The organism is Mesorhizobium sp. M1273 (assembly GCF_040318195.1).
In the GTDB taxonomy this organism is placed as follows: Bacteria; Pseudomonadota; Alphaproteobacteria; order Rhizobiales; family Rhizobiaceae; genus Mesorhizobium.
Genome location: NZ_JAMYLV010000055.1, coordinates 1 through 22,488 on the forward strand (window position 1 = coordinate 1; position 22,488 = coordinate 22,488).

The following is a 22,488-nucleotide window of genomic DNA, read 5'->3' on the forward strand; positions in this document are numbered from 1 at the left end:
CTCATGAACGTGAACACAACGCCCGGCCCAGGGATGCCATGGATAAAGAAACTTGCGTTCCTCGGTCCCGTGGGCGTTCTCTCGTCGTGTTGTACAACACCGCCCGGCCGCATTCCCAAATCGCCTGGCAGACACCGGCCGAGTTCGCCACCACCTTCAATCTGCGACGGCCGCTCGCTTTGCGCTGTGCCAAAAGCTCCGCGCCAGCGCCCGTCGCTTCACCCGCCCAGCAGGGCACAACCCACGCCGGAAACGAACTCAAAACTGGGATAGAAACTGGGCGCAACGTCCCTATTCTGCCGAGAAGCAATGCGCCGCTAACCGACATTCGCAGCAAATGCGGCATGCGCTAGCAGTCAAAAGTCCTGGTACCAATCGGGGAGCTTTGTCATCTCGACTTCTTATAGCCAACCGCCCGAAAAACCGGCTCGGTGCAGTCCCGCGATGATGGCCGGCACGCGGCGCATCAGGCGCCACAGGAAGCCCGAGCGGTAGTTCTCTATCATCAGAGTGATCGGCCCCTGATTGATGCCGACGTGGTCCGGCGATACCCAACCGCATGGCCGGCCGTCGGCGGCTGCTATTGTCGGATTGAAGCTTGCGGTGAAGCCGTAAGGGTTGCCCTCTTGCAGGTCGATCTCATGGAAATAGCGCAGTGCCGGCAGAACGATCTCTGGCGCAAAGGGCAATGAGGTAATCGCTGCCCACGGCGACAACGTTCCATCATCAGGGCCGAATGGCGCACCGCGCGCCAGATAGCCGAAGAAGCGGCGGCCACCGACCGTGATTTGACCTTTTGTCGGGCTTGGGCCGTCGCTGGCGGTAATGCCCCAGCAATTCTCGCCATAACCGCTGAAGCCCTTCGGATTGCGAATGGCGTAGTCGCGTTGCAGGTAGGTTGCCTCGCGGCTGTTCTCGAAATAGTCGCAGTCGTGGTTGCGCATGGAAGCATCGCGGATGCCGCGAAAATCGATCCAGATATGCGAGAGCTGGTGGATGAAGAGTGGACCGGCGTAAACCAATTCCCGGCCATAGATCTTTTTCCACTTGTAGGTGGATAGCCAGGCCGCATAGCTCTCGGGCGGCAGCGGATGGGTTGGCGAGCCGAGGCCCAACACATAAAGGATCACCGCTTCGTCGTAGCCTTGCCAGCGATAGCGCAGGAAGCCTTTTCCAGGCCGCCAGCCATGGGTGACGGTAGCGCCGCCGTTCTGCGCCCATCGCCAGTCGGTGCGCCGGTAGAGCGCATCTGCAAGCCGCCGGATTTCAAGTTCGGATTCATCGTCCTCGCCAAAATAGGCGCCGGCGGCCAGCGCACCGGCAAGCAGAAGCGCCGTATCGACCGTGGACAGCTCACACTTCCAGACGCGGCGGCCGGTCTCCATGTCGAGGAAATGGTAGTAGAAGCCCTTGTGGCCCGTTGCGTCGGCTTCGGGCCCTTGCGGCGCGTTCCAGAAGAAGCGAAGCGTGGCGAGCGTTCGTTCAGCGGCGGCGGCGCGCGTCATGAAACCGCGCTCCACACCGACGGGATAGGCCGACAGGGCGAGCCCGACGGCGGCGATGCTGGCCGGTGACCCCGGGGTGTTGCGGTCGGCGATCAGGCCATTCGCCGGGTTGGCCTCTTTGAGAAAATAGTCGAAGGACAGGCGCTGGATGTCCGAGAGAAGCTCGTCGTTCGGCGGGTGGTCGCTCGATGCATCCATCGCTGTCGATATAGAGGGGTTTCGCCGAGCTTCCCACCTTTTTGGTCGACTTGTCGCCTTTGGGTCATGTCACGACGATGCTCGCGCTGGCCCAGGTGTCTCTATAACTAGGTTCGAACACCAGAAGCTGACATTCCGCTAACGGCCCGAAACGGTCATTCCGGATGACAGGTTGCGTGAAGCAGTCCGCGCAGTGCAGGGTGGCGCAAGAAGGATGGTTCAGTCGAAGAAGCCTGCATCCTCGTCCCGGAGATACTTCCTGGCTGCTTCGGCGTCGATATCGAGGCCCAGCCCCGGCGCTTCCAGCAGGTCCACCATGCTGTCCTTCACGATCTGCGACGGCAGGCCGATTACGAGGTCCTCCCACCAGGGGTCGGAGGCGCTCGGGTATTCGAACGCGATGTAGTTGGCGGGCAGGGTGGCGCAGACATTGATCAGCGCGCCGAGGCCGAGAAGGCCGTTCGCGGTGCCGTGCGGTGCCATCAGGATCGAGTGCATACAGGCGTGCTCGGCGACCCATTTGAGCTCGGCAATGCCGCCAATATCGGCCGGATCGGGGCCGATGACGCGCACCGCCTGCGTTTCGATCAGCTCCTTGAAATTGTGCCGCAGGTAGATCTGCTCGCCGGTATGAATTGGCGTCGAGGTGGAGGTGGTCAACTCCCGATAGGCCTGCGGATTGACCCACGGCACATAGTCGCCGGTCAGCATGTCCTCGAGCCACATCAAATTGTACTTCTCGACCGCGCGAGCGAACTTGATCGCATCGGGCAGCATCCAGCCCGGGCCGCAGTCGAGCGCCAGGCTGACCTTGTCGCCCAGCACTTCCTTCATCGCGATCACGCAGTCGAGCATGTGGTTGAAACCGCGCTCGCTGATCACGCCCTGGTCCATGGCACCGTGATAGCCGGCCTTCTTCTGCGTCACGCCGTAATGGAAGTCCTCGATGGTGTCCTTCATGTTGGAGTGGAACGAGATCCCTTGCTTGATCATGAAGAAATTCTGCGGCTGCTCCATCATCCATTTCACGTCAGCGGCGTAATCCTCCGGCCGATCCCCCGTTCGCTTCTGGCGGATCGAGCCGTTATAGACGCGCACCTTGTCGCGCACCTTGCCGCCGAGCAGTTTGTAGGCCGGCACGCCTGCGGCCTTGCCGGCTATGTCCCACAGCGCATGCTCGATAGCGCTTACCGCCGCGCCATAGGGCTTGAAAGAGCCGCGTTGGCGGATCTTCAGCATCACCCGCTCGACATCGGTAGGGTCCTCGCCGATCAGCGCCTCACGGAAATGCAGCACCCAAGGCTTGAGATAGGTCTTGGTGAACTCGACTTCGCCAAGGCCATAGAGGCCCTCGTCGGTAACGATGCGGACTATTGGGTGTTTGCCGATGACGGCGCAGCGGAGATCGGTGATCTTCATCTTCGGTTCTTTTCGCCTCAGCTCCAGATACGGTCCCAGGAATACTCGTCGTCCCAATGATCCGTGGGCTGCCAGATGCCGGTGACACCCGGCTGCAGATGCTGCGAGATCACCTCGTCGACGACGTCGTCAATCCCCAGGCCAGGTTTGTCCGGAACAGTGATAAAGCCGTCCTTCACGAGCGGCTTGGGAAGGCCGGTGACGATATCGTCCCACCAGTCGACATCGGCAGAGTGGTATTCGAGCGCCATGAAGTTTTCGGTCGCGGTCGCGACATGTGCCGCGGCCATTGCGGCGATCGGACTTTCGGCCATATGGATGGCCATTGCGATGCCGTGGTCCTGGGCCATGTCGCCGATCTTCTTGGTCTCGAGGATGCCCCCGCTGGTGAGCAGGTCCGGGTGGATAATGGAAAGGCCGCCGCTCTTGAGCAGAGGCTCGAAGCCTTCCTTAAGGTAGATGTCCTCGCCGGTGCAGATCGGCACCGTGGTGGCGGCCTGCAGTTGCCGGAACTGCTCGGTGTACTGCCATGGGATCACATCCTCGAGCCAGGCCGGCACGTATTTTTCAATCCGCCTGGCGAGCCGAATACCGTCCTGCAGCGAGATGTGGCCGACATGGTCAATGGCGAGCGGAATATCCATGCCGATAACATCGCGAACCTCGGCAATATACTGTTCAAGCAGGTCGAGGCCCTTGTCGGAAAAGTGGAGGCCGGTAAACGGATGGGGGACGTTGTGCAAATCGTAAGCGGCATTGCGGGTGCGCCGCTCCTCCATGGTCTTGACCGGGCCGCGGCCCGGATGGATGCGGTACCCTTCAAGTGAACCGGCAGGGGAGACGACCGCACCGGGTACATCCGCGATCTGCATCAGCCCCAGATCCATCTTGAGGAAGGTGAAGCCGAGCGCCATGCGCTGCCTGAGGCGCTTGCCGGTCTCGGTGCCGCTCGGCACGGTAGCGTCGGTGTCGCAATAGACGCGCACCTTCTCCCGAAACCGGCCGCCGAGCATCTGGTAGATGGGAACGCCATAGGCCTTGCCGGCGAGATCCCACAACGCGATCTCGACCGCCGAGACGCCGCCGCCTTGCCGGCCGTGGCCACCGAACTGCTTGATCCGGCGAAACAGGCGGTCGATGTCGCAAGGGTTCTCGCCAAGCAGCCGGCTCTTCAGCATCAGCGCGTAGGTGGCACTGGCGCCGTCGCGGACCTCGCCAAGCCCGACGATGCCCTGGTTGGTGTAAATCTTGAGCAGGGTTGAGGTGAACGGCGCGCCGACGATTTCGGCTACCCGCATGTCGGTGATGCGAAGCTGGGATGGCTTGGAGTTCGCGTTTACCCGATTGAGCGCTTCGTCGGCGCCACCTGTCTTTGCCATGACTTATCCTCGTTTCGGCTTGTCGTCCCGCACCCTGGGCCGGCATAGAGTGTTGCTAGCCCAGCTCAATCTCGTGGGCCTGCAGGTAGTCGCGGTCCATCTCAATACCGAGACCAGGCTTCGACGACAGCTTGAGGCTGCCGTTCGAAATATCGAGTGGTCTGTCGATCAGGTGATCGTATTTGCCCAGGTTCCACTCCGATGTTTCGAGTTTGTAGAAGTTGGGAACGGTCATCATTACCTGCGCTCCCGCAACCACGTTGATTGGTCCCGCGGCGTCATGTGGCGAGACCGGCACGTAGTAGGCTTCGCACAGCGCAGAAATCTTCTTGAGTTCGGTAATGCCGCCGGTCCAGGTAACGTCGGGCATGATGTAGTCGGCGAGCCTGTTCTCGAGTACCGGCACGAAATCCCACTTCGTGTGGCCGCGCTCGCCCCATGAGATGGCGGTATTGACCTTCTCACGCACCTGCTTGAGGGCGTTAAGGCTCTCGGGCGGGCAGGGCTCCTCAAACCAGTCGATCTGGCCGGCCTCCTCGAGGCTCCGACAGAGGCGAATGGCGGTGGGGACATCGAAGCGGCCGTGCGCATCGATGAGAATGTCGACATCGGGTCCTGCCGTTTCGCGGATCAGAGCCGTGAGTTCGGCGGCCTCGCGCTCGTCCTTGCGGGTCATGCCGCCATCGAGGTAGCCGTCTCGCTGTTCGCGGGGCAGGCCATCGGCGCTGCGGCCCTGGTGGGGGTAGGGATCGAACTTGAGCGCAGTGTGTCCGGACTCGACAATGTCTAGAATTTCGCGGACGACAGCCTCCTTGCTGGTGAATTTGGCCTGGTTGGGATGGGTGTAGAGCGCGATTTCATCGCGTACCGGCCCGCCAAGCAGCTCGTAAATCGGCTTGCCAAGGACTTTGCCCCGGATGTCCCAGAGGGCAATATCGATGGCGCTCACGCATTCGACGGCGGCGCCGCGGCTTCCCATGTAGGTGAAGCTGCGGAAGATCTTGTGCCAGAGATGCTCCATACGCGCCGGATCCTCGCCTGTCACGGCGACGCCGATCTGCCGCAGGATCGTGCAGAGAGCGCGGTTGGCGAGCCTTGTCGTGGTGGTGATCTCTCCCCAGCCACTCACTCCCTCGTCGGTCGTCACTTCGACGAACAGGAACTCTCCCCAGTAGGAAGCATCGGACTTGATCAGCCACGGCCGAATGCTCGTGATTTTCATCTCAACTACCTTTGCCTGGAAATGGTCAGCTAACGATGTTCTGGACTGGACATTCTATCCGGCCCGAGCGGCGTTGCGCGCTCGCATCTGTTCGAGAATATGCCGGCCCGAACCCTCGACATGGCGGGAAACGAGTTCGGCCGCCTTGTCGGCCTCTCCCGCCTTCACAAGCGCGATGAGTTCGCGGTGCTCGCGCATGATCGCGGCACGTCGCGCCAGCGTGAAATTGAAACGACGGCTCACGGCTCGCAGCACTTCGCGATGCTTCCACCAAAGCTCGGCGGCGTGGCGGTTGTAGTGCCGCTGGTACATCACGGTGTGGAAAGCGGTATCCAGCTCACTATGCCTGAATGTGTCGGCGAAATTGTTCTCTTCGATCAGGCCTTGGAGACGTTCGAGTTCGGCGATGTCCTCGCCGGTAGCCATATTCACAAACCATCGTGTCAGGGCTGGCTCGATCAGAACACCGATCTCGTAGATATCCCGGACAAAATCTTGATCAATGGGTCGCACGCGCGCCCCGCGGTTGGCGATAAAGGTGACAAACCCTTCGCCGCGCAACAACTGCAGGGCCTCGCGCACAGGATTGGTCGAAGTGCCGTGACGCCGGGCGAGATCGGTGACGACAAGCCGTTCGTTGGCAGCGAGCCGTCCCTCGATGATATCTTCCCTGATCAATTCATAAAGCGAGGCGCCCTCGCTGGAGGCCCCGATGGGATCGGTCCCCACCGGTGGCATCGCTTTGAAATCGCTTATTTCGGCCAAGGCCGGGCTCCCCAATTTTAATACATACCTTGCCCGATATCACACACGGCTTTCGCAAACAATGTACGATCCAGCGCGTTGACAGGCAATTCACGATCTGAAAACGTACCAAGCGATCGAGAGGATACACTGAGCTGACAGAAGCATCCTCGCGATCGAAACGAGCAAGGACCGCTTTAGGGCGGCATGGGAGAACCAGGGAGGATACCTATGACGAGAATTGCGCTCGGCAGCGCCGTCCTGCGCGGCACTGTCGCCACTGCTTTGATGGCATCCCTGACGTCTACATCGGCGCTGGGTGCACCGCCGGTCGACCTGAGCAAGTGGTCGCCGGAGTATGTGCGCTCGATTGCGGGCACACAGGATTTTGACACGGCGGCCGATTGCGCCAAGGTCACCCCGCTCGACTACAAGGGGCGACTGACTTTCTGGTATCAGGGCGTGTTCGAGGGCGACCCGGACCTCCTGCGCCAGTACTACAAGGATTTCTTCGAGACCTTCCGCAAAACCTATCCGAACATCCAGCTCGAGGAACAAGCCCTCACCTATAACGACCTTCTCGACAAGTTCCGCACCGCGCTCCTGGGCAATGCCGCGCCTATGGCGGTCCGCCTGCAGATCCTGGGTGGTACCGAGTTCGCCTCAAAGGGCTATCTGCAGCCGCTCAAGCCAGAGGACGTGGGGTATTCGACCGAGGATTTCTGGCCCGGCGCCATGAAGGCAGTGACCTGGGAGGGCGTGACCTACGGCATTCCGACCAACAACGAGACGATGGCGTTCATCTGGAACGCCGACATCTTCAAGCGTGCCGGCCTCGATCCGGACAAACCGCCGGCAACGTGGGACGACGTGGTCAAGTATTCCAAGCAGATCCACGACAAGCTCGGCATTGCCGGATATGGCCTCGTGGCTCGCAAGAATGCCGGCAATACGCCGTACCGCTTCATGCCACAGCTGTGGGCCTATGGCGGAGGTGTCTTCGACGAAGCGACGCCGAACCCGACCTATGAGCAGGTCCAGCTCGATAGCCCGCAAAGCAAGGCAGCGCTGCAAGCCTCCTACGACATGTATGTTCGCGACAAGTCGGTTCCGGTTTCGGCACTCACCAATCAGCAGGCTGATAATCAGCCCCTGTTCGTCGCTGGCCAGCTCGGCATGATGATCTCGCACCCGTCCGATTACAACGTCATGCTCGACCTGCAGAAAAAGGCGACGGGCACCGACAAGGACAAGGCGCAGACGGTCATCGATAACATGCGCTACGGCCTGATCCCGACTGGTCCCGACGGCAAGCGCGCCGTCGTGTTCGGCGGCTCGAACATTCACATCCTGAAACCCGAATATGTCGAGGGCGGCAAGGTAGACGAGCCGGCCGCGAAAGCTATCATCTGCATGTGGACGAGCCCTGAATGGTCGCTGAAGATGGCCTACGCCGGATCAAACCCTGGCAACCTCAACGGCTTCAAGACCAAATGGATGAAGGAACGTCTGGACAACATCAAGTTCCTCGACGTCACCACCTCGATGCTGCCATACGGCATCCCGTTCCCAGCTCTGCCGCAGGCCCCCGAGATCATGAACATCATCATCCCGGACATGCTGCAGAATGCCCTGACCGGAGCGATGACCGTCGACGAGGCAGCGGACGATGCGGCCAAGAAGGTAAAAGACCTGATGGGCGGACTCTAGTCCAAGCCACACCTACGACCTGGACCGGCTGCGCCGCTGGCGCAGCCGCAGCGTTCCGAAGAAAAAGGGCACGCCACAAGTGACGATCGTGACCGGCAAGGCCGAGGCTCGCCGAAGATTGCAACCCGGTTGGTCCGGCGCGCTGCGGAAGGTCTGGGAGCATCGTGCGGACTACGCGTACGTGCTCCCAGCGATCGCCGTGATGCTCATCGTCATCGCCTATCCGATCTACTACACGGTCGAGCTGTCGTTCTTTAAGACACCGCCTGGCCTGCAACTCCGCGACAAGACCTTCATCGGCTTCGACAACTACGCGACCATCCTCACCAGTCAGGTGTTCTGGAAAGTCACCTGGAACACGCTGATCTGGACTCTGGGGTCAACTTTCATCTCCTTTGTCCTGGGGTTTGCCACAGCGCTGGCGCTCCACCGCGACTTCATCGGCCGTGGTGTCCTGCGCGCCGTCCTGATCATCCCTTGGGTCATCAGCGCCGTAGCCGCCTCCTACATCTGGAAGTGGATCTACCATTCGGACTTCGGGATCATCGGCGCGGTGCTGGTCGGCCTCGGATTGGCCGCCCATCCGCCGAATTTCATCGACAATGTCAGCACGGTGCTGCCCTCCCTGATCGTCGTCAATATCTGGCGCGAGTTTCCGTTTGCCATGATCATGATGATGGCCGGCCTGCAGACAGTCCCCGATCAATTGCTCCGTGCCGCAAAAGTCGACGGTGCCAATGCATGGCAGCGCTTTTGGCACGTCACCTTCCCGCACTTGCGCAACGTCTCGGTGGTGACGATGCTGCTGCTCGCGGTGGCCAACTTCAATTCCTTCATCATCCCCTGGATCATGACCGGCGGCGGGCCGTCGAACGCATCGCATATCTGGATAACCCACATTTATGAGCTCGCCTTCGGACGGCAGCGCTGGGGCGTGGCATCGGCCTATTCGGTGCTCCTGTTCCTCACGCTGATGACGCTGGGCTACTTCTACGTCCGTGCGTTAAGCGGCAACGAGCGGAAAGAGGGGAGCGCCTGATGAGCACGATTGCCGAGACAGCGCCTCGAGCCCAGACCCGTCGCCGCATGCGCGTCGACGGATGGCGGTGGGCCGGGCGCATATTCCTCGTGTTCATGCTGCTTTATACCGCGTTGCCGATGATCTGGATGCTGATCACCTCGATCAAGTCCGGATTCGCGGCGACGCAATTCCCGCCGCAATGGTGGCCGGACGAACCTACCCTCGCCAGCTATCAGAAACTGCTCGATCCGCAGAACAGCGTCGGCCAGGACTTCCTCCGCTTCTTCTGGAACAGCCTTTTCGTGTCGACCGTCACGACAATCCTTTCGGTGATCGTGGCTGTCCCAGCGGCCTACGCGTTTTCGCGCTTCAGTTTCCCCGGCCGGAATTTCCTGTTCTTTGCCGTGCTGCTGCGCAATATGTTCCCGGCGGTGATCTTTCTCGTGCCACTCTTCATCCTGATGCGCGCGATCGGTCTGATAAACACGCATGGCTCACTGATCCTCACCTATCTCACCTTCGGCCTGCCGCTGGCGATCTGGTTGCTCAAGGGCTTTTACGACAACATCCCGGTGCAGCTTGAGCAGGCGGCGCGCATCGATGGCGCAACACGGTTCCAGGCCTTCATCATGATCGTGATGCCGCTCTCGACGCCGGGGATCATCGCCACCGCAATCTATTCCTTCATCGGCGCGTGGAACGAGTACATCTACGCCTACACCTTCCTCTCCAAGAACGAGCAGTTGACCCTGCCGGTCGGCATCCAACGCTTCTTCTCGGAAAATACGACGGACTTTCCGGGCCTGATGGCGGCCAGCTTCATGATGAGTGTGCCCGTCGTGGTGCTGTTCCTGGTCCTGCAACGATACTTCGTACGCGCCCTTACAGAAGGCGCGGTCAAGCACTAGGGAGTTGCCGATGGCCCACGTGGTCCTCCAAGATCTCGTCAAGAGCTATGGCAGCTTCAAAGCTGTTAACCACGTCTCGTTGACGGTCAATGACGGCGAGTTCGTTGCGCTCGTCGGCCCTTCAGGCTGCGGCAAGACAACCACGCTCAATCTCGTCGCCGGGCTGACCCCGATCACATCGGGCGACATCATCATCGGCGAGCGGGTGGTCAACGACCTCGACCCCAAGGACCGGGACATCGCAATGGTGTTCCAGAACTACGCGCTCTACCCTCAGAAATCCGTCTACAAGAACCTGGCGTTCCCGCTTCAGATGCGCAAACTCCCTAGGGACGAGATCGACAAGAAGGTCAAGGAAGCGGCGCGAGTGCTCGACATGACGCACCTGCTCGAGCGCAAGCCGCGCGAACTTTCGGGCGGGCAGCAGCAGCGTGTGGCCCTTGGCCGTGCCCTCGTTCGCGACCCCGCCGTGTTCCTCATGGACGAGCCACTGTCTAACCTCGATGCCAAACTGCGCGTGCAGATGCGGTCGGAGATCAAGCGTTTCCACCAGGACCTCAAGGCGACGATTATCTATGTGACGCACGACCAGCTCGAAGCCGTGACCATGGCTGACAAGATGGCGGTGATGAATGGCGGCTACCTGCAGCAATACGATTCACCGGCGCAGGTCTTCGCCCATCCGGTGAACATGTTCGTGGCCAGCTTCATCGGCAGCCCGGCGATGAGCCTTATTCCGTTAGAGGCCTCGATGGCAAACGGCAACACGGTGTTGACCGGCGCCGAGGGCTGGCGCCTTGAGCTCTCACCGCGCAATGCCCAGAAGGTGGCGAAAGCGACGACCAGGAAAGTCGTGCTCGGCGCACGTCACTCGACGATCAAGCTCCACAAGAGTGCGGTCCCTGGTTCCATTCCGGCCAAGGCCTACACGGTGGAACCGACCGGCGACGTCACCTTCGTCCAGGCGTTCCTGTCCGGCGCCATCGTCAACGTCAGCGTGCCGCCGAACATTGCCGTCGCGCCCGACGAGCAGATCTGGCTCGAGTTCGACCAGGAGCGGATGCATCTGTTCGATGGCGAAACTGAAATGGCCCTCAAGGCCAACTGAGATAGAGCGAATGCGCGTGAAACGTGGGCGTGGATGACTGAGAAACTTAAGATCACCGCGATCAAGCCCTATCCGGTGTGGGTAGGAACGCGCAACCAGATGCTCGTCAAGGTCGAGACCGACCAGGGCATCTTCGGCTGGGGCGAGAGCGGCTTGAGCGGTCGCGAGAGGGCCGTGGCCGGCGCGGTCGAGCACTATCGCGAGTTTCTCATCGGCCGCGACCCGATGCAGATCGGGCGGATCTGGCAGGAGGTTTACCGCAGCCAGTACTTCGAAGGCGGGCGAGTCCTTCAGGCGGCGATTTCCGCCATCGACATCGCCCTTCATGACATCAAGGGCAAGGCGCTGGGCGTGCCGGTCTACGAGCTGCTGGGCGGCAAGCAGCGCGACCGCATTCCCACCTTTGCCTCGACCGGCGACGAGGCCGAGGGCGACGTTGCCATCGAACGGGCCCGCGAACTTCGCGCGCAGGGGTGGCAGGCGATCCGCTTCTTCCCCTTCGGGCAAAACAGCAAGGACATCTTCGAGCCGCGCGAGTCCATCGGCGCTACCGCGGGTATGCTGAACAAGGCGCGCGAGGCGCTGGGCAGCGACGTGGTCCTCGGCCTCGACTATCATCATCGGCTGTCGGTGGCAGAGGCCGCGAGCTTCTGCAACAAGCTCGGTCGCGGCGTGCTTGATTTCCTCGAGGAGCCGATACGGGCCGAAACGCCGGAGGCCTATGAATCGCTGCGCACGATGACCGAAATCCCCTTTGCCATAGGCGAGGAATTTGCCAGCAAGTGGCAGTTCCTGCCCTACATCGAGCGCGGCATCCATCAGTTCAACCGGCTCGATGTTTGCAATGTCGGCGGGCTCACCGAGGCGATGAAAATCGCTGGCTGGAGCGAGGCGCATTATGTGGACCTGATGCCGCACAATCCGCTTGGTCCAGTGTGCACGGCCGCGACCGTGCATCTCGCTGCCGCGGTACCCAACTTCGCGTGGCTCGAGACCAGGGCACCCGAAACAAAGCTGGGCTTCGACAATTCCGACTTCTTCCCCGTGCAACCACGGCTCGACGGGACCGATTACCCGGTCGGCGATCTGCCGGGGCTCGGCGTCGAGGTCAACGAAGTTGCGGTCCAGACGCAGAGTTTGCGTTTCTGGGAAGCGCCTCACCTTAAGCGCCGCGACGGTTCTGTTACGAACTGGTAGTTCCATTCAATCGGAGTCCACAATGACACATACTTCCGACATCATGCGGCCGCCTAAAGACCTGATCGACGCGCTAAGGCAGATCGGCGCCGCGACGGTTGCCGGCACGCTTGGCCATATGGGTTTCCGCAATCCGCACATGGTTGGTCCGGTGGCGCAAAACCACGGGAAGTCGATCGTCGGGCCGGCGCTGACGCTGCAGTTCCTGCCGCAGCGGCCGGACCTCTTCACCGAAGGAGAATATGCCGATCCGGAGACACAGCTGCACCGGCACGTGCTCTATCACGCGCAGGAGGGCGATGTGGTCGTGGTCGACGCGCGCGGCGACATGAGCTCGGGCGTCTTCGGCGATATGATGTCGACGTATTTCAAGGGCAGGGGCGGGGCCGGTATCGTCATCGATGGGTGCATGCGCGACCGGCCCAATGTCGAAAAGCTCGACCTGCCCCTATGGCTGCGCGGCTGGACGCCAAACTATCATGTGCAGACCAGCATCTATCCCAATGCCGTCAACGTTCCGATTGCCTGCGGCGGTGTCACGGTGATCCCGGGCGACATCATCGTCGCCGACGACGACGGGGTGGTGGTGCTTCCCGTCGTGATGGCCCCGAAGGTGATCGAAGAATCACAGAAGCATCATGATTGGGAGGAGTTTTCGCGAGCGAAGCTCATGGAGGGCGGGCCGTTGCAACGCTACTATCCGCTGCATGACGATGCCCGCGGAGAGTACGAGGAGTGGCGCAAAACAAATCGCCTGGAGAACCCGAGTTAGTCAGCAGGCCTTGGCGATCAGTTTTGCCAGGCAATCGCCAGCCTCGGTCCCCGGCACGCCAAGATCTCTGACACTGTCCATGTGGTTGCGGTTCGGGAGCACATGCGACGTTACCAACGATCCCTGCCGCAGCAAGCTTGCTTTGAATCGATCGGCTTGCTGATGGAAGGGTGGCGTCTCGTTGGCTCCGACCAGAACCGCCGCCTTGGTTTGAGCATCATGCCGACAGGCGAGAGGTGTGAACATGGCGACTTCCTCGTCGGTTATTCCAATCTCGTTGGCGAGAAAGGAATCCTGGAGCGGCTTCAAATCATAGAGTCCGCTCAGGAGAAGGGCTGCCTTCACATTCGAGGGGGTATGCTCGCCCTCGAACAGAAACGTTGCAAGATGGGCTCCTGCCGAATGACCACTGACAGTCAGGGCCGCCGGGCTTCCGCCATGATCGGCGATGTTGGCCAGGACCCACTGCTTGGCGCGGCGCACCTGGTCGACGATCCTCGCCATTCGGACCTTGGGCATCAGAGCATAATCGAGGATGACGGCGATGGCCCCGGCCTGGGTAATCGTCGTCGCGATGTATGAGTAGTCGCGCTTGGAGAACATTCTCCAGTAGCCGCCATGGACAAAGATGTGCACCGGTAGCGCCGTTCTTTTGCCCGCAGGAAAGAACAGGTCCATGGTCTCGGTCGGATCCGGTCCGTAGGCCACGTCAGCGGTCATCGGAATGGCGGCGCGGGCGACCTCGCTGCGGTCAACAATGTCCTGCACGATTTGGTCAAAATCAGCAACGTGGTCGCGGATGCGAAAGGGATCGCCTTGCATTCTTCTTCAGCTCACATGCTGACGGCGAGGTATTTCGCCTCCATGAACTCGGCAATGCCGTGATGCTGCCCTCCCTCGCGGCCGAGCCCACTTTGCTTGACGCCGCCGAAGGGAGCTGCCGGATCAGACATCAGCCCGCGGTTGAGAGCAATCATCCCGGCCTCGATGCGGGAAGCCACCCGCATGCCGCGCGCCAGATCGCGCGTGTAAATGTAGGCAGCAAGCCCATATTCGGTGTCATTGGCGCGTGCGATGACCTCGGCCTCCGTTTCGAAGCTCGAGATTGGCGCCACCGGCCCGAATATCTCCTCATGCGCCATCTTTGCGTCGCCCGGCACGTCGCGAAGCACCGTCGGAGGGTAGAAGAAACCGCGCCCGGACAGGACTGAGCCGCCGCACATGACCCGCGCGCCGCGTGTGACCGCGTCGACGACAAGGCGGTCTATCTTCTCGACCGCCTTTTTCGTGATCATGGGCCCGCATTCCGTGTCCGGATCAGTGGCAGGGCCGACCTTGAGCGACGACATCCGCTTCTCGAGGCCATCGCAGAAGGCTTCGTAGACGCCGGATTGCACATAGAGGCGGTTTGCGGCCGTGCAGGCCTCGCCGGCGTTGCGCATCTTGGCCACCATTGCACCATCGAGCGCCGCTTCGAGATCGGCGTCGTCGAACACAATGAACGGTGCGTTGCCGCCGAGTTCCATCGAACACGAAACCACATGCCTGGCAGCCTCTGCCAGCAGAGCGCGACCCACACCCGTCGAACCGGTGAAGGAGAGTTTGCGCACCCGCGGATCGGCCAGCATGGCGGCTGTCAAAGGCCCGGGACTGGAGGTTGTCAGGACGTTGACCACCCCTGGTGGAACGCCCGCGTCCTGGTAGAGCGCGGCGAGCGCATAGGCGGTGAGGGGTGTCTCACTGGCTGGCTTCAGGATCACCGTGCATCCCGCGGCAAGTGCCGGCGCGATCTTGCGCGTCGCCATCGCGGCAGGAAAATTCCAGGGCGTGATCAGGATGCAGATGCCGACGGGTTCGTAGTCGACCACAATCCGATTGGTGCCGGAAGGCGCAGTACCGAATTCACCGGTAATGCGAACGGCCTCCTCGGCATTCCAACGGAAAAATTCCGCGGCATAAGCGATCTCGCCGCGGGCATCCCGCAGGGCCTTGCCGTTTTCCAATGCGATGAGAGTAGCCAGTGCCTCCGATCGGTCCGTCATCAGTTCGAAGCAGCGTCGGAGGATCTCGGAACGCTTTCGCGGCGGCGTTGTTCGCCAGTCATCGGCTGCCTTGGCAGCGGCTTCAACGGCAGTGGCGGCGTCGTCCACGGTCGCATCCGGCACAGCGGCGATGACAGCCTCGGTCGAAGGATCGACGACCGGAATCACCCTGCCATCCGCGGACTGCCGCCATTGGCCGCCAATATACAGCCCGTGCGAGATTGTGTGGAAGTCGCTGATGCCCTGATCGTCAGCCAGAACCTGTGAAAACGTGTTCATCTCGATATTCCCGATTGTTACATGATGCTGGCGAGGTCGCCATCAAAGGCCGCCTGGACCAGGTGTCGCATGGTCCGCAAATCAAATGGACGCGGGTTGTTCTTGATGAGGCGCTCGATACCGATCGCTTGTTCCGCCGTCCAATCGAGCTTATCGGCGGGCAGCCCCAGCTCGGCTAACGAGGAGGTGATCCCGATTGCCCCAAACAGCCGGCTGACTTCGGCAATGGTCGCGTCGGCCAACTCGTCGGGCGTCCGGCCTTTACCATCGAGGCAGAGCGCGTTGGCGATCTCGGCCATCTCGGTCGCTGCGGCTGTTTTGTTGTACTTCATGACGTACGGCAACATGGTGGCGACACCCAATCCGTGAGCGGTGTGGGTTATCGCGCCAACCGGATATTGCACGGCATGCGCTGCCGCTGTGCCGGCCGTTCCGAACGCGCAGCCGGCTGCAAGTGCACCCATCATGACGTCGGCCCGGGCGTCCTCGTCAGAGGGCCGGCGGCATGCCGTTTCAAGGCTTCGGCCAAGCAGCTTGATCGCCAGCAGGGCGAAGTGATCGGTCAAGGCGGTTTTGCCGATAAAGACATGGTTCTGCGGAAGGCCGGGATCGGTCCCACGCCTGGCGGCGGTGAAGGCCTCGATTGCATGCGTCAGCGCATCGGCGCCTGCGATTGCCGTCAATCCCGGCGGGCATGTCATCGTCAACTCAGGGTCGCAGATGGCCGCGGCCGCGATCAGATACGGGCTTGAGATGCCGACCTTAAGTGTGCGATCCGGATCCGAGATCACGGCGACCGGGGTCACTTCAGAGCCCGTGCCGGCTGTCGTCGGCACCGCAATCAGCGGCAGCATCGGGCCGGGCACCTTGAACTCGCCGTAGTAATCCTGGAGCTGACCGCCGTGACTGATGAGCAGCGCGGCGCATTTGGCCAGGTCGAGACAGCTGCCGCCGCCAATGCCGATCACCATGTCGGGCGCGAACTTCCGTGCTTCCTCGACGCAGACGGCAACGGTGTCCCGGGGGACGTCGGGCAGCACACGGTCATGCACCAGTACGTCTAGCGAGGCGGCTCGCAGTGCCGCGATAATCTCAGCGAACTGGCCCGTTGCGGCAAAACGTTCATCGGTGCAGACGAGCGCGCGACGCCCGAGCCTGGCCGCGACAACCGGAATGACGTGGCGTTGGCCCCTCCCGAAGAGGATTTCGCGTGGCAGCCTTATCGCAGCGAAAAGGCTCATGACCTGCATCCTGTGATGATGTCTGGAAAGGCCGCTGGGGCGGCACGCTGCTCCCGCAGGGCTACCGCTAGCGCCATTGCTTTGTCTCGTAACCGCCGCAAATGATATCCTCTATAAAATCGTATAGGATATAGGATTGCATTAGCCAGAGCATCGTGTTAGCAACTCAATGTGTCAAGAGGCAAAACATGCAGGCCATGAACTTACTCAATGCGGACGATACGAACCTCGGCGGCGGGCGTATCCAGCGCTCCAGCAGCCTGGTTGAGGACGTCTACGAAGCGATTTTTGCGCAACTCATGTCGCTGAAGATTGCGCCGGGCTCGCGCATCACCGTCGACAGTCTGGTCAAGGAGTTCAACGTATCCCACACGCCGATCCGCGAGGCGCTCGGCCGGCTCGAAGGCGAAGGCCTGGTGCTGAAGACGCATCTGATCGGTTACCGCGCTGCGCCGCAGATCACGAAACGGCGGTTTGACGAACTTTATGAGCTTCGCCTGCTGCTCGAACCTCATGGCGCAGCCAAGGCAGCCGCGCTCATGGACGAGGTAAAGCTCGCGCAGCTTCAGACGTCGGCCGGCGTCATGGCGCGCCGTGAGGGCAAGGACGAGCGCCTGCGGTATTCCAACTTCGCCCGCCAGGATGCCATTTTCCATGACAAGGTCATGGAATTCGCCAACAACGAACTCGTGCGCGAGACACTGGCGCACCAGCATACCCACTTCCACATATTTCGCCTGATGTTCCATTCGCGCGTCACCGAGGAGGCGCTTGATGAGCATGAGGCCATCCTGGCCGCTTTCGCTGCGGCCGATCCTGCCGCTGCCGAGCAGGCGATGCGTCGCCATATCGAGCATTCCCGCGACCGTTTGTTGCTGGCGTTCGACTGAGACTGTCCCGATGTCCCCGCACCCGCCGTTGACGGTCATCACGCAGGCCAGTGCCAACGAAGACTACTTCCCCGATTCACCCTTCTAGAAACTCAAACCTACCAGGCGAGTACAGGTCTCGCCCGGCCGTTGTCACAGGAAAGGAAGTACCATGCCAGGCAAAAAGATCCTGATGCTGACCGGTGAATTCACCGAGGAATACGAAATCTTCGTCTACCAGCAGGCGATGGAAGCGGTGGGCCACAGCGTCCACGTCGTGTGCCCAGACAAAAGCGCCGGAGACCTGATCAAAACATCGCTGCATGATTTTGAGGGCGATCAGACCTACACCGAAAAGCTCGGCCACTATGCGCTGATCAACAAAACCTTTTCCGACGCGGAGAAGCAGTTGGAGCAATACCACGCCGTGTACTGCGCCGGCGGCCGTGGCCCCGAATACATCCGCACGGACAAGCGCGTACAGGCGATGGTGCGCCACTTCCACGAAACCAAGAAGCCGATCTTCACGATCTGCCACGGCGTGCAGATCCTGATTGCGGTGGACGGCGTCGTGCGTGGCAAGAAGGTCGGCGCACTGGCGGCTTGCGAGCCCGAAGTGACGCTTGCGGGCGGCACCTATATCGACCTGTCTCCAACGGAGGCATATGTGGATGGCACGATGGTTTCGGCAAAGGGCTGGACGGCCCTTGCAGCGTTCATCCGCGAATGTTTGAAGGTGCTCGGAACGGAAATCCGTCACGCGTAAGCGTTTGCTTCCGACGCGTTCCAGAGGATGCGTCGGTTCCCTTGAAGGGCGGGTCGACTACATCATTCAACAAGTCCGATAAGCGAACGCGTCAACGTTGCTCTTGCCGACGCCAGGTGCGCTCGGCAGGCCCGCTCAATCCGGTCAGATTCGCGGCTTTCGAGCGCATCGATATAGGCGAGATGCTCGAGGATTGCCGCCTGGTTGCGCTGCTTTTCGTCCTGCTTGTTCCACTGATAGTGGTAGTGAAAAATGAACGTGATGATGTCGTAGAAATCATCGATGAAGCGGTTCGGTGATGCCTCGTTTATGAGCCGGTGAAACCGGTTGTCCAGGCCGGAGAAGTCATGAAAACGGCCCTCAATTCGCTCCAGCAGGTCGGCATGCGCCATCTTGAGCGCAGCGAGTTTCGACCATAGGGGAGAACTGTGCGGCTGTAGTGAAAATAGTTGCGCCGAACGCAGTTCGAACATTACTCGGATCTCGAAGAGCTCAAGTGCAAAGCCTTCGGTGAAGCCCTTGAAAAGCCAGCCTGTATTCGGCCGTTTCTCGATCAGTCCAAACCGGCTGAAGCGGATCAGGAATTCGCGAATTCCGTTGGTCGCAACGCCGAATTGGCGCGCAAGCTCGAGCTCATTGATGCTGGTTCCAGGCCTGGTGTCGCCCCGCAGCATCCACTCCATGAACTGCTGTTCGACATGCTTGGCGCGAGGTGTGGTTTCGGCGTCCGGATAGTAATCGTTGTCGCTGACCGGGCGGCCCGTCGACCTGAGGCCGTGGCGTTCGGTGATAAGTTCGCGGTGAACCAGTTCCCGCAAAACCTTTCTGACGGTTGTGCGGCTGACGCACATTCGCCGTCTAAGCTCATTTTCGGAAGGAAGTTCACCGGCCAGTTGCCCGTCGCGCAGCATATTCGCAGCTCGATTGAAGGCCTTCTTGTAGACGGTGTCGGTTCTCATCGGATTTTCCTTGGGAACTATAGCTTGTCCTTTTATCATGAACTTTATCCATAAAAAACAACTTGACCCGGCCCGGCCGGTTGTTTTTTATCGATAAGAAGAGGACCTGAACACGAATTGAATTTTTGACGACACGGCTCGTACAAGCCGCGGCGGGGAGGGGAAATTTGCCTGAAACGGGAAACACCGGCACGACTGTCGGCGAGGCCGCGTTGCCGGCATCGAGGAAGTCAGAAGCCGTTCCCGGCCTTGCGCTCGGCCTGATGCTGCTGAGCGCTGGTCCGGTGGTCATCCTGGTGCTGCTGATCGCCGTTCTCAGCTTTCTGTCGCCCTATTTCCTGACGGGACGCAATCTCAGCAACATCCTTGCCCAGACGGCCGTCATCTCGGTTGTTGCGATGGGCCAGCATCTGGTCATCCTGACACGCGGCATCGATCTCTCCGTCGGCTCGAACCTTGCACTGGCCTCCGTCTTCGGCGCGCTGAGCTTTCATGCCGGTGCTCCCGCCATCATCGTGATCGCCGTGATGGTTGGCTGCGGTGCCGCGGTCGGCGCCATCAACGGGCTCTTCTACGTCTTCGGCCGGCTGCCGCATCCTTTCATCATCACGCTGGCGACATTGAGCATCGCCAAGGGGCTGGCCCTGCAACTGGCCGATGGCCGCGCCATTCCTGGCATGCCGGATTCGATCGATGCGCTTGGCCGCGAGGCGGTTTGGGGCCTGCCTGGATCGGTTTTCGTCGTTGCGGGCGTTGCCGCGGTTCTTTCCGTCATGGCTAAAACCATGGTCTGGGGGCGCTGGATTTATGCCGTCGGCGGCCGGCCCGACGCCGCGCTGCGCATGGGCATTCCCGTGTCCTGGGTGCTGGTTTCGGTCTATGTCATCTCAGGGCTGTGCGCCGGCATCGGTGCCGTCATCCTTGCCGGCCGCACCGACGCCGGTTCGCCGCTGTTCGGCAATCTGCTGGAACTGGACACGATCGCGGCGGTGATCATTGGCGGCGCCAGCTTTCTTGGCGGCCGCGGCCACCTCGGCCATGCCTTGATCGGCGCCATCATGATCGGCGTTATCCGCAACGCGCTCAACCTGCTCAACGTCAATGTCTTTTTCCAGCTCATCGTCATCGGCGTGGTCATCGTGATCGCGGTCGAGTCCGACGTGCTGCGCAATTACCTCGAAGGGCGTGTGCGTGTGCTGCAAGCTGGGAGACAGTCATGAGCGCCGTTGCGGCCAAAGTCGATCACGCGGTCACGGCGGACAATCCCGTGCTGGCGGTACGCGGTGCTACCAAGCGTTTCGGTTCGGTTCTGGCCCTCGACGATGTCAGCATCGAGGTGCGGCGCGGCGAGATCGTCGGCCTGCTCGGCGACAATGGCGCGGGTAAATCGACGCTGACCAAATGCATCAGCGGGGTGCACCAACTCGATGCCGGCGCGATCCTTTTGGACGGTGCGCCAACGCAGATACGCTCCCCTGCGGATGCGCGCTTCGCCGGCATCGAGACCGTCTATCAGGATCTGGCGCTGTTCGACAATCTGACACCGGGACAGAACTTCTTTGCCGGTCGCGAACTGGCTGGCCCGCAATGGCTTCCGCGCGGCCTGCGGTTTCTGCAGCAGCGCCGGATGGACGCCGAGACCCGTGCTCTGCTGGCAAAACTCAAGGTTGCGTTGCCGCGGCTGGATGCCGTCGTCGCCATGATGTCGGGTGGACAAAGGCAAGCGATCGCCGTGGCCCGCTCGACCGTGTTCGCCCGCAAGGTTGTCATTCTGGATGAGCCGACCGCCGCACTCGGCCTGCGTGAATCACGCCAGGTGCTCAATCTGGTCGCTGCGCTGCGCGACCAGGGCAATGCCGTCATCCTGATCACTCACAACATGGAACACGTCGTCGAGCTCGCCGATCGCGCGGTGGTGCTTCGCCAGGGCCGCAGGGTCGGCGAACTGGTGCCGACCAAAGGCAACAAACAGGAACTGGTTTCCATGATCGTTGGAGCCTGACCCGTTCGAAATTTGGGGACCTTTCAGGTCCGCAAATGCCTGAAGCGTCTCCCGCCGGGAGGCGTCTCAATCCAAGGGAGGAATACAATGCCAATGAACCGAAAACTGTTCGCAGGGCTGGTGATCGCTGTTGCGTTTTCCGTGCCGGCTTCGGCCGCAGACAAGATCAAGGTTGGCCTGATTACGAAATTCCCGGTGCCGTTCTACTCGACCATGGAGGACGCCGCCAAGAAATACGCGGCCGCTCATCCGGAGATCGAACTGGTCACCGGCCAGGGCCAGGCAGCTACCGACATCGAAGGCCAGATCGCTCTGATCGAATCCATGATCACGCAGGGCGTCAACGGGCTGGCAATCACTCCGGTCGACCCGACGGTCGCGCCGGCGCTCGACAAGGCGGTGGCCGCCGGCATCAAGGTGGTTCTCGTCGACAACAGCATTCCCAACTGGAAAGGCCAGACGGCATTGGTCTCGACCAACAACCTCAACGGCGGCAAGATCGCCGGAGAGTATCTTAAAACGGTGCTCAAGAGCGGTGACAAGATCGGTATCCTGCAAGGCGTTCCCGGGGTGCCGGCTCTGGATGACCGGGTCACGGGCATGATGGAGGGATTGGGCGACGTCAAGGTCGATGTCGTCGGCAAGGGCGCAACCAACTGCACGCTGGAACTTGGCACGTCAGTGACCGAAGACATCCTCACCGCCAATCCCGATCTCAAGGCGATCTACTCGGCCTGCGGTCCGCCGATCCCTGGCGCCGTCAAGTCGATCAGCAATTCCGGCATTGCCAACGACAACCTCATAGTGGTCGGCTTCGACGCGTGCTGCGGTGAGATCGAAGCGATCAAGTCGGGAGCGGAGGACGCCAGCGTAGCTCAATTTCCAGCGAAAATGGGTGAGCTTGGCATCGACACCGTCGTCAAGGCCATCCGCGGGGAACCCGTCGAGGCAAATGTGGATACCGGCGCCGGACTGGTGACGCTGCAGAACGTCAAGGACTTCGAGTGATCCACCAGCGGTGCGGGGGGGTTGGCCCCCCGCCCCCCGACAGGTGGCCGCCTCCCCCCGAGCAAGGGGGGGGATTATTTTAAAGGGGCCCCCCCACAAAGAGGGGGGGTGGGCGGGGCCCGGCCGGCGGGGGGGTGGG

Annotated in this window: 20 protein-coding genes and 1 pseudogene; 12 read left to right on the top strand and 9 right to left on the bottom strand. The window is 61.1% G+C overall.

Going from position 1 to position 22,488, the window contains the following annotated elements:
- Window positions 1-353, top strand: a pseudogene (locus NKH30_RS31460) (hypothetical protein); the annotation flags it as partial.
- A 48-nt stretch (window positions 354-401) separates the two neighbouring features.
- On the opposite strand, the gene NKH30_RS31465 reads toward NKH30_RS31460, so the two are convergent.
- From NKH30_RS31465 to NKH30_RS31485, 5 genes are all read right to left on the bottom strand, one after another.
- Entirely contained in the window at window positions 402-1,703 is a 1,302-nt protein-coding gene (locus NKH30_RS31465) for a glucoamylase family protein (RefSeq protein WP_352819636.1), read from the bottom strand.
- A 219-nt stretch (window positions 1,704-1,922) separates the two neighbouring features.
- A complete protein-coding gene (locus NKH30_RS31470) occupies window positions 1,923-3,122 on the bottom strand; it encodes a mandelate racemase/muconate lactonizing enzyme family protein (RefSeq protein WP_352997940.1) in 1,200 nt (399 codons plus the stop codon).
- 17 nt (window positions 3,123-3,139) lie between these two features.
- Window positions 3,140-4,501, bottom strand: a complete 1,362-nt coding sequence (locus tag NKH30_RS31475; RefSeq protein ID WP_352997942.1) for a mandelate racemase/muconate lactonizing enzyme family protein — start codon at window positions 4,499-4,501, stop codon at window positions 3,140-3,142.
- Between the two features lie 55 nt (window positions 4,502-4,556).
- Window positions 4,557-5,723 (bottom strand): mandelate racemase/muconate lactonizing enzyme family protein, encoded by a 1,167-nt coding sequence (locus NKH30_RS31480; RefSeq protein WP_352997943.1) that lies wholly within the window; start codon window positions 5,721-5,723, stop codon window positions 4,557-4,559.
- 54 nt (window positions 5,724-5,777) lie between these two features.
- Entirely contained in the window at window positions 5,778-6,488 is a 711-nt protein-coding gene (locus tag NKH30_RS31485; protein WP_352503622.1) for a GntR family transcriptional regulator, read from the bottom strand.
- Between the two features lie 210 nt (window positions 6,489-6,698).
- On the opposite strand from NKH30_RS31485, the gene NKH30_RS31490 reads away from it, so the two are divergent.
- The 6 genes from NKH30_RS31490 to NKH30_RS31515 all read left to right on the top strand — a co-directional run bounded on the left by NKH30_RS31490 (window position 6,699) and on the right by NKH30_RS31515 (window position 13,183).
- The gene (locus NKH30_RS31490; RefSeq protein WP_352503623.1) at window positions 6,699-8,177 is read left to right on the top strand and encodes an ABC transporter substrate-binding protein; all 1,479 of its coding nucleotides are present in this window, start codon (window positions 6,699-6,701) and stop codon (window positions 8,175-8,177) included.
- Between the two features lie 79 nt (window positions 8,178-8,256).
- Window positions 8,257-9,216: a carbohydrate ABC transporter permease gene (locus tag NKH30_RS31495; protein ID WP_352773041.1), complete on the top strand. Its 960-nt coding sequence runs from the start codon at window positions 8,257-8,259 to the stop codon at window positions 9,214-9,216.
- Window positions 9,216-10,106 carry a carbohydrate ABC transporter permease gene (locus NKH30_RS31500; protein ID WP_023679256.1) on the top strand — a complete coding sequence of 297 codons (891 nt, stop codon included), beginning with the start codon at window positions 9,216-9,218 and terminating at the stop codon, window positions 10,104-10,106. The genes NKH30_RS31495 and NKH30_RS31500 overlap by 1 nt, the downstream gene beginning before the upstream one ends.
- A 10-nt stretch (window positions 10,107-10,116) precedes the next feature.
- Window positions 10,117-11,214: an ABC transporter ATP-binding protein gene (locus NKH30_RS31505; protein ID WP_352997944.1), complete on the top strand. Its 1,098-nt coding sequence runs from the start codon at window positions 10,117-10,119 to the stop codon at window positions 11,212-11,214.
- Window positions 11,215-11,247: 33 nt separating this feature from the next.
- A complete protein-coding gene (locus NKH30_RS31510) occupies window positions 11,248-12,411 on the top strand; it encodes a mandelate racemase/muconate lactonizing enzyme family protein (protein WP_352997945.1) in 1,164 nt (387 codons plus the stop codon).
- A 22-nt stretch (window positions 12,412-12,433) separates the two neighbouring features.
- Window positions 12,434-13,183, top strand: coding sequence for a ribonuclease activity regulator RraA (locus NKH30_RS31515; RefSeq protein ID WP_352823232.1), 750 nt, complete (start codon window positions 12,434-12,436; stop codon window positions 13,181-13,183).
- Here the strand turns inward: NKH30_RS31515 and NKH30_RS31520 are convergent, their stop codons facing one another.
- Genes NKH30_RS31520 through NKH30_RS31530 form a run of 3 tightly spaced genes read right to left on the bottom strand, consistent with a single transcriptional unit; the run spans window position 13,184 to window position 16,745 of the window.
- Window positions 13,184-14,005 (bottom strand): alpha/beta hydrolase, encoded by an 822-nt coding sequence (locus NKH30_RS31520; RefSeq protein ID WP_352819651.1) that lies wholly within the window; start codon window positions 14,003-14,005, stop codon window positions 13,184-13,186. It abuts the gene before it with no gap.
- Window positions 14,006-14,016: 11 nt separating this feature from the next.
- Window positions 14,017-15,504, bottom strand: a complete 1,488-nt coding sequence (locus tag NKH30_RS31525; protein ID WP_352997947.1) for an NAD-dependent succinate-semialdehyde dehydrogenase — start codon at window positions 15,502-15,504, stop codon at window positions 14,017-14,019.
- Window positions 15,505-15,521: 17 nt separating this feature from the next.
- The gene (locus tag NKH30_RS31530; protein ID WP_352819655.1) at window positions 15,522-16,745 is read right to left on the bottom strand and encodes an iron-containing alcohol dehydrogenase; all 1,224 of its coding nucleotides are present in this window, start codon (window positions 16,743-16,745) and stop codon (window positions 15,522-15,524) included.
- 197 nt (window positions 16,746-16,942) lie between these two features.
- On the opposite strand from NKH30_RS31530, the gene NKH30_RS31535 reads away from it, so the two are divergent.
- Window positions 16,943-17,635: a GntR family transcriptional regulator gene (locus tag NKH30_RS31535; RefSeq protein WP_502898605.1), complete on the top strand. Its 693-nt coding sequence runs from the start codon at window positions 16,943-16,945 to the stop codon at window positions 17,633-17,635.
- 151 nt (window positions 17,636-17,786) lie between these two features.
- Entirely contained in the window at window positions 17,787-18,380 is a 594-nt protein-coding gene (locus NKH30_RS31540) for a DJ-1/PfpI family protein (RefSeq protein WP_352474439.1), read from the top strand.
- A gap of 62 nt (window positions 18,381-18,442) precedes the next feature.
- Here NKH30_RS31540 and NKH30_RS31545 read toward each other — a convergent pair whose 3' ends face one another.
- Complete coding sequence (locus NKH30_RS31545; protein WP_352819659.1) at window positions 18,443-19,339, bottom strand: GntR family transcriptional regulator; 897 nt, start codon at window positions 19,337-19,339, stop codon at window positions 18,443-18,445.
- Between the two features lie 167 nt (window positions 19,340-19,506).
- Between NKH30_RS31545 and NKH30_RS31550 the strand changes: the two genes are divergently transcribed.
- The 3 genes from NKH30_RS31550 (at window position 19,507) to NKH30_RS31560 (ending at window position 22,349) form a co-directional block, all read left to right on the top strand.
- A complete protein-coding gene (locus tag NKH30_RS31550) occupies window positions 19,507-20,559 on the top strand; it encodes an ABC transporter permease (protein WP_352614824.1) in 1,053 nt (350 codons plus the stop codon).
- Entirely contained in the window at window positions 20,556-21,341 is a 786-nt protein-coding gene (locus NKH30_RS31555) for an ATP-binding cassette domain-containing protein (RefSeq protein WP_352819661.1), read from the top strand. Before NKH30_RS31550 ends, NKH30_RS31555 begins: the two co-directional genes overlap by 4 nt.
- 93 nt (window positions 21,342-21,434) lie before the next feature.
- Window positions 21,435-22,349 (top strand): sugar ABC transporter substrate-binding protein, encoded by a 915-nt coding sequence (locus tag NKH30_RS31560; RefSeq protein ID WP_352503634.1) that lies wholly within the window; start codon window positions 21,435-21,437, stop codon window positions 22,347-22,349.
- Window positions 22,350-22,488: the final 139 nt, after the last annotated feature.

What these genes read in the sequence shown, in the direction of transcription:
- NKH30_RS31470 (WP_352997940.1), bottom strand. Translation starts at nt 3,122, where the DNA reads ATGAAGATCACCGATCTCCGCTGCGCCGTCATCGGCAAACACCCAATA.
- NKH30_RS31505 (WP_352997944.1), top strand. Translation starts at nt 10,117, where the DNA reads ATGGCCCACGTGGTCCTCCAAGATCTCGTCAAGAGCTATGGCAGCTTC.
- NKH30_RS31515 (WP_352823232.1), top strand. Translation starts at nt 12,434, where the DNA reads ATGACACATACTTCCGACATCATGCGGCCGCCTAAAGACCTGATCGAC.
- NKH30_RS31535 (WP_502898605.1), top strand. Translation starts at nt 16,943, where the DNA reads ATGAACTTACTCAATGCGGACGATACGAACCTCGGCGGCGGGCGTATC.
- NKH30_RS31525 (WP_352997947.1), bottom strand. Translation starts at nt 15,504, where the DNA reads ATGAACACGTTTTCACAGGTTCTGGCTGACGATCAGGGCATCAGCGAC.
- NKH30_RS31545 (WP_352819659.1), bottom strand. Translation starts at nt 19,339, where the DNA reads ATGAGAACCGACACCGTCTACAAGAAGGCCTTCAATCGAGCTGCGAAT.
- NKH30_RS31500 (WP_023679256.1), top strand. Translation starts at nt 9,216, where the DNA reads ATGAGCACGATTGCCGAGACAGCGCCTCGAGCCCAGACCCGTCGCCGC.
- NKH30_RS31490 (WP_352503623.1), top strand. Translation starts at nt 6,699, where the DNA reads ATGACGAGAATTGCGCTCGGCAGCGCCGTCCTGCGCGGCACTGTCGCC.
- NKH30_RS31510 (WP_352997945.1), top strand. Translation starts at nt 11,248, where the DNA reads ATGACTGAGAAACTTAAGATCACCGCGATCAAGCCCTATCCGGTGTGG.
- NKH30_RS31540 (WP_352474439.1), top strand. Translation starts at nt 17,787, where the DNA reads ATGCCAGGCAAAAAGATCCTGATGCTGACCGGTGAATTCACCGAGGAA.
- NKH30_RS31480 (WP_352997943.1), bottom strand. Translation starts at nt 5,723, where the DNA reads ATGAAAATCACGAGCATTCGGCCGTGGCTGATCAAGTCCGATGCTTCC.
- NKH30_RS31465 (WP_352819636.1), bottom strand. Translation starts at nt 1,703, where the DNA reads ATGGATGCATCGAGCGACCACCCGCCGAACGACGAGCTTCTCTCGGAC.
- NKH30_RS31520 (WP_352819651.1), bottom strand. Translation starts at nt 14,005, where the DNA reads ATGCAAGGCGATCCCTTTCGCATCCGCGACCACGTTGCTGATTTTGAC.
- NKH30_RS31555 (WP_352819661.1), top strand. Translation starts at nt 20,556, where the DNA reads ATGAGCGCCGTTGCGGCCAAAGTCGATCACGCGGTCACGGCGGACAAT.
- NKH30_RS31475 (WP_352997942.1), bottom strand. Translation starts at nt 4,501, where the DNA reads ATGGCAAAGACAGGTGGCGCCGACGAAGCGCTCAATCGGGTAAACGCG.
- NKH30_RS31530 (WP_352819655.1), bottom strand. Translation starts at nt 16,745, where the DNA reads ATGAGCCTTTTCGCTGCGATAAGGCTGCCACGCGAAATCCTCTTCGGG.
- NKH30_RS31560 (WP_352503634.1), top strand. Translation starts at nt 21,435, where the DNA reads ATGAACCGAAAACTGTTCGCAGGGCTGGTGATCGCTGTTGCGTTTTCC.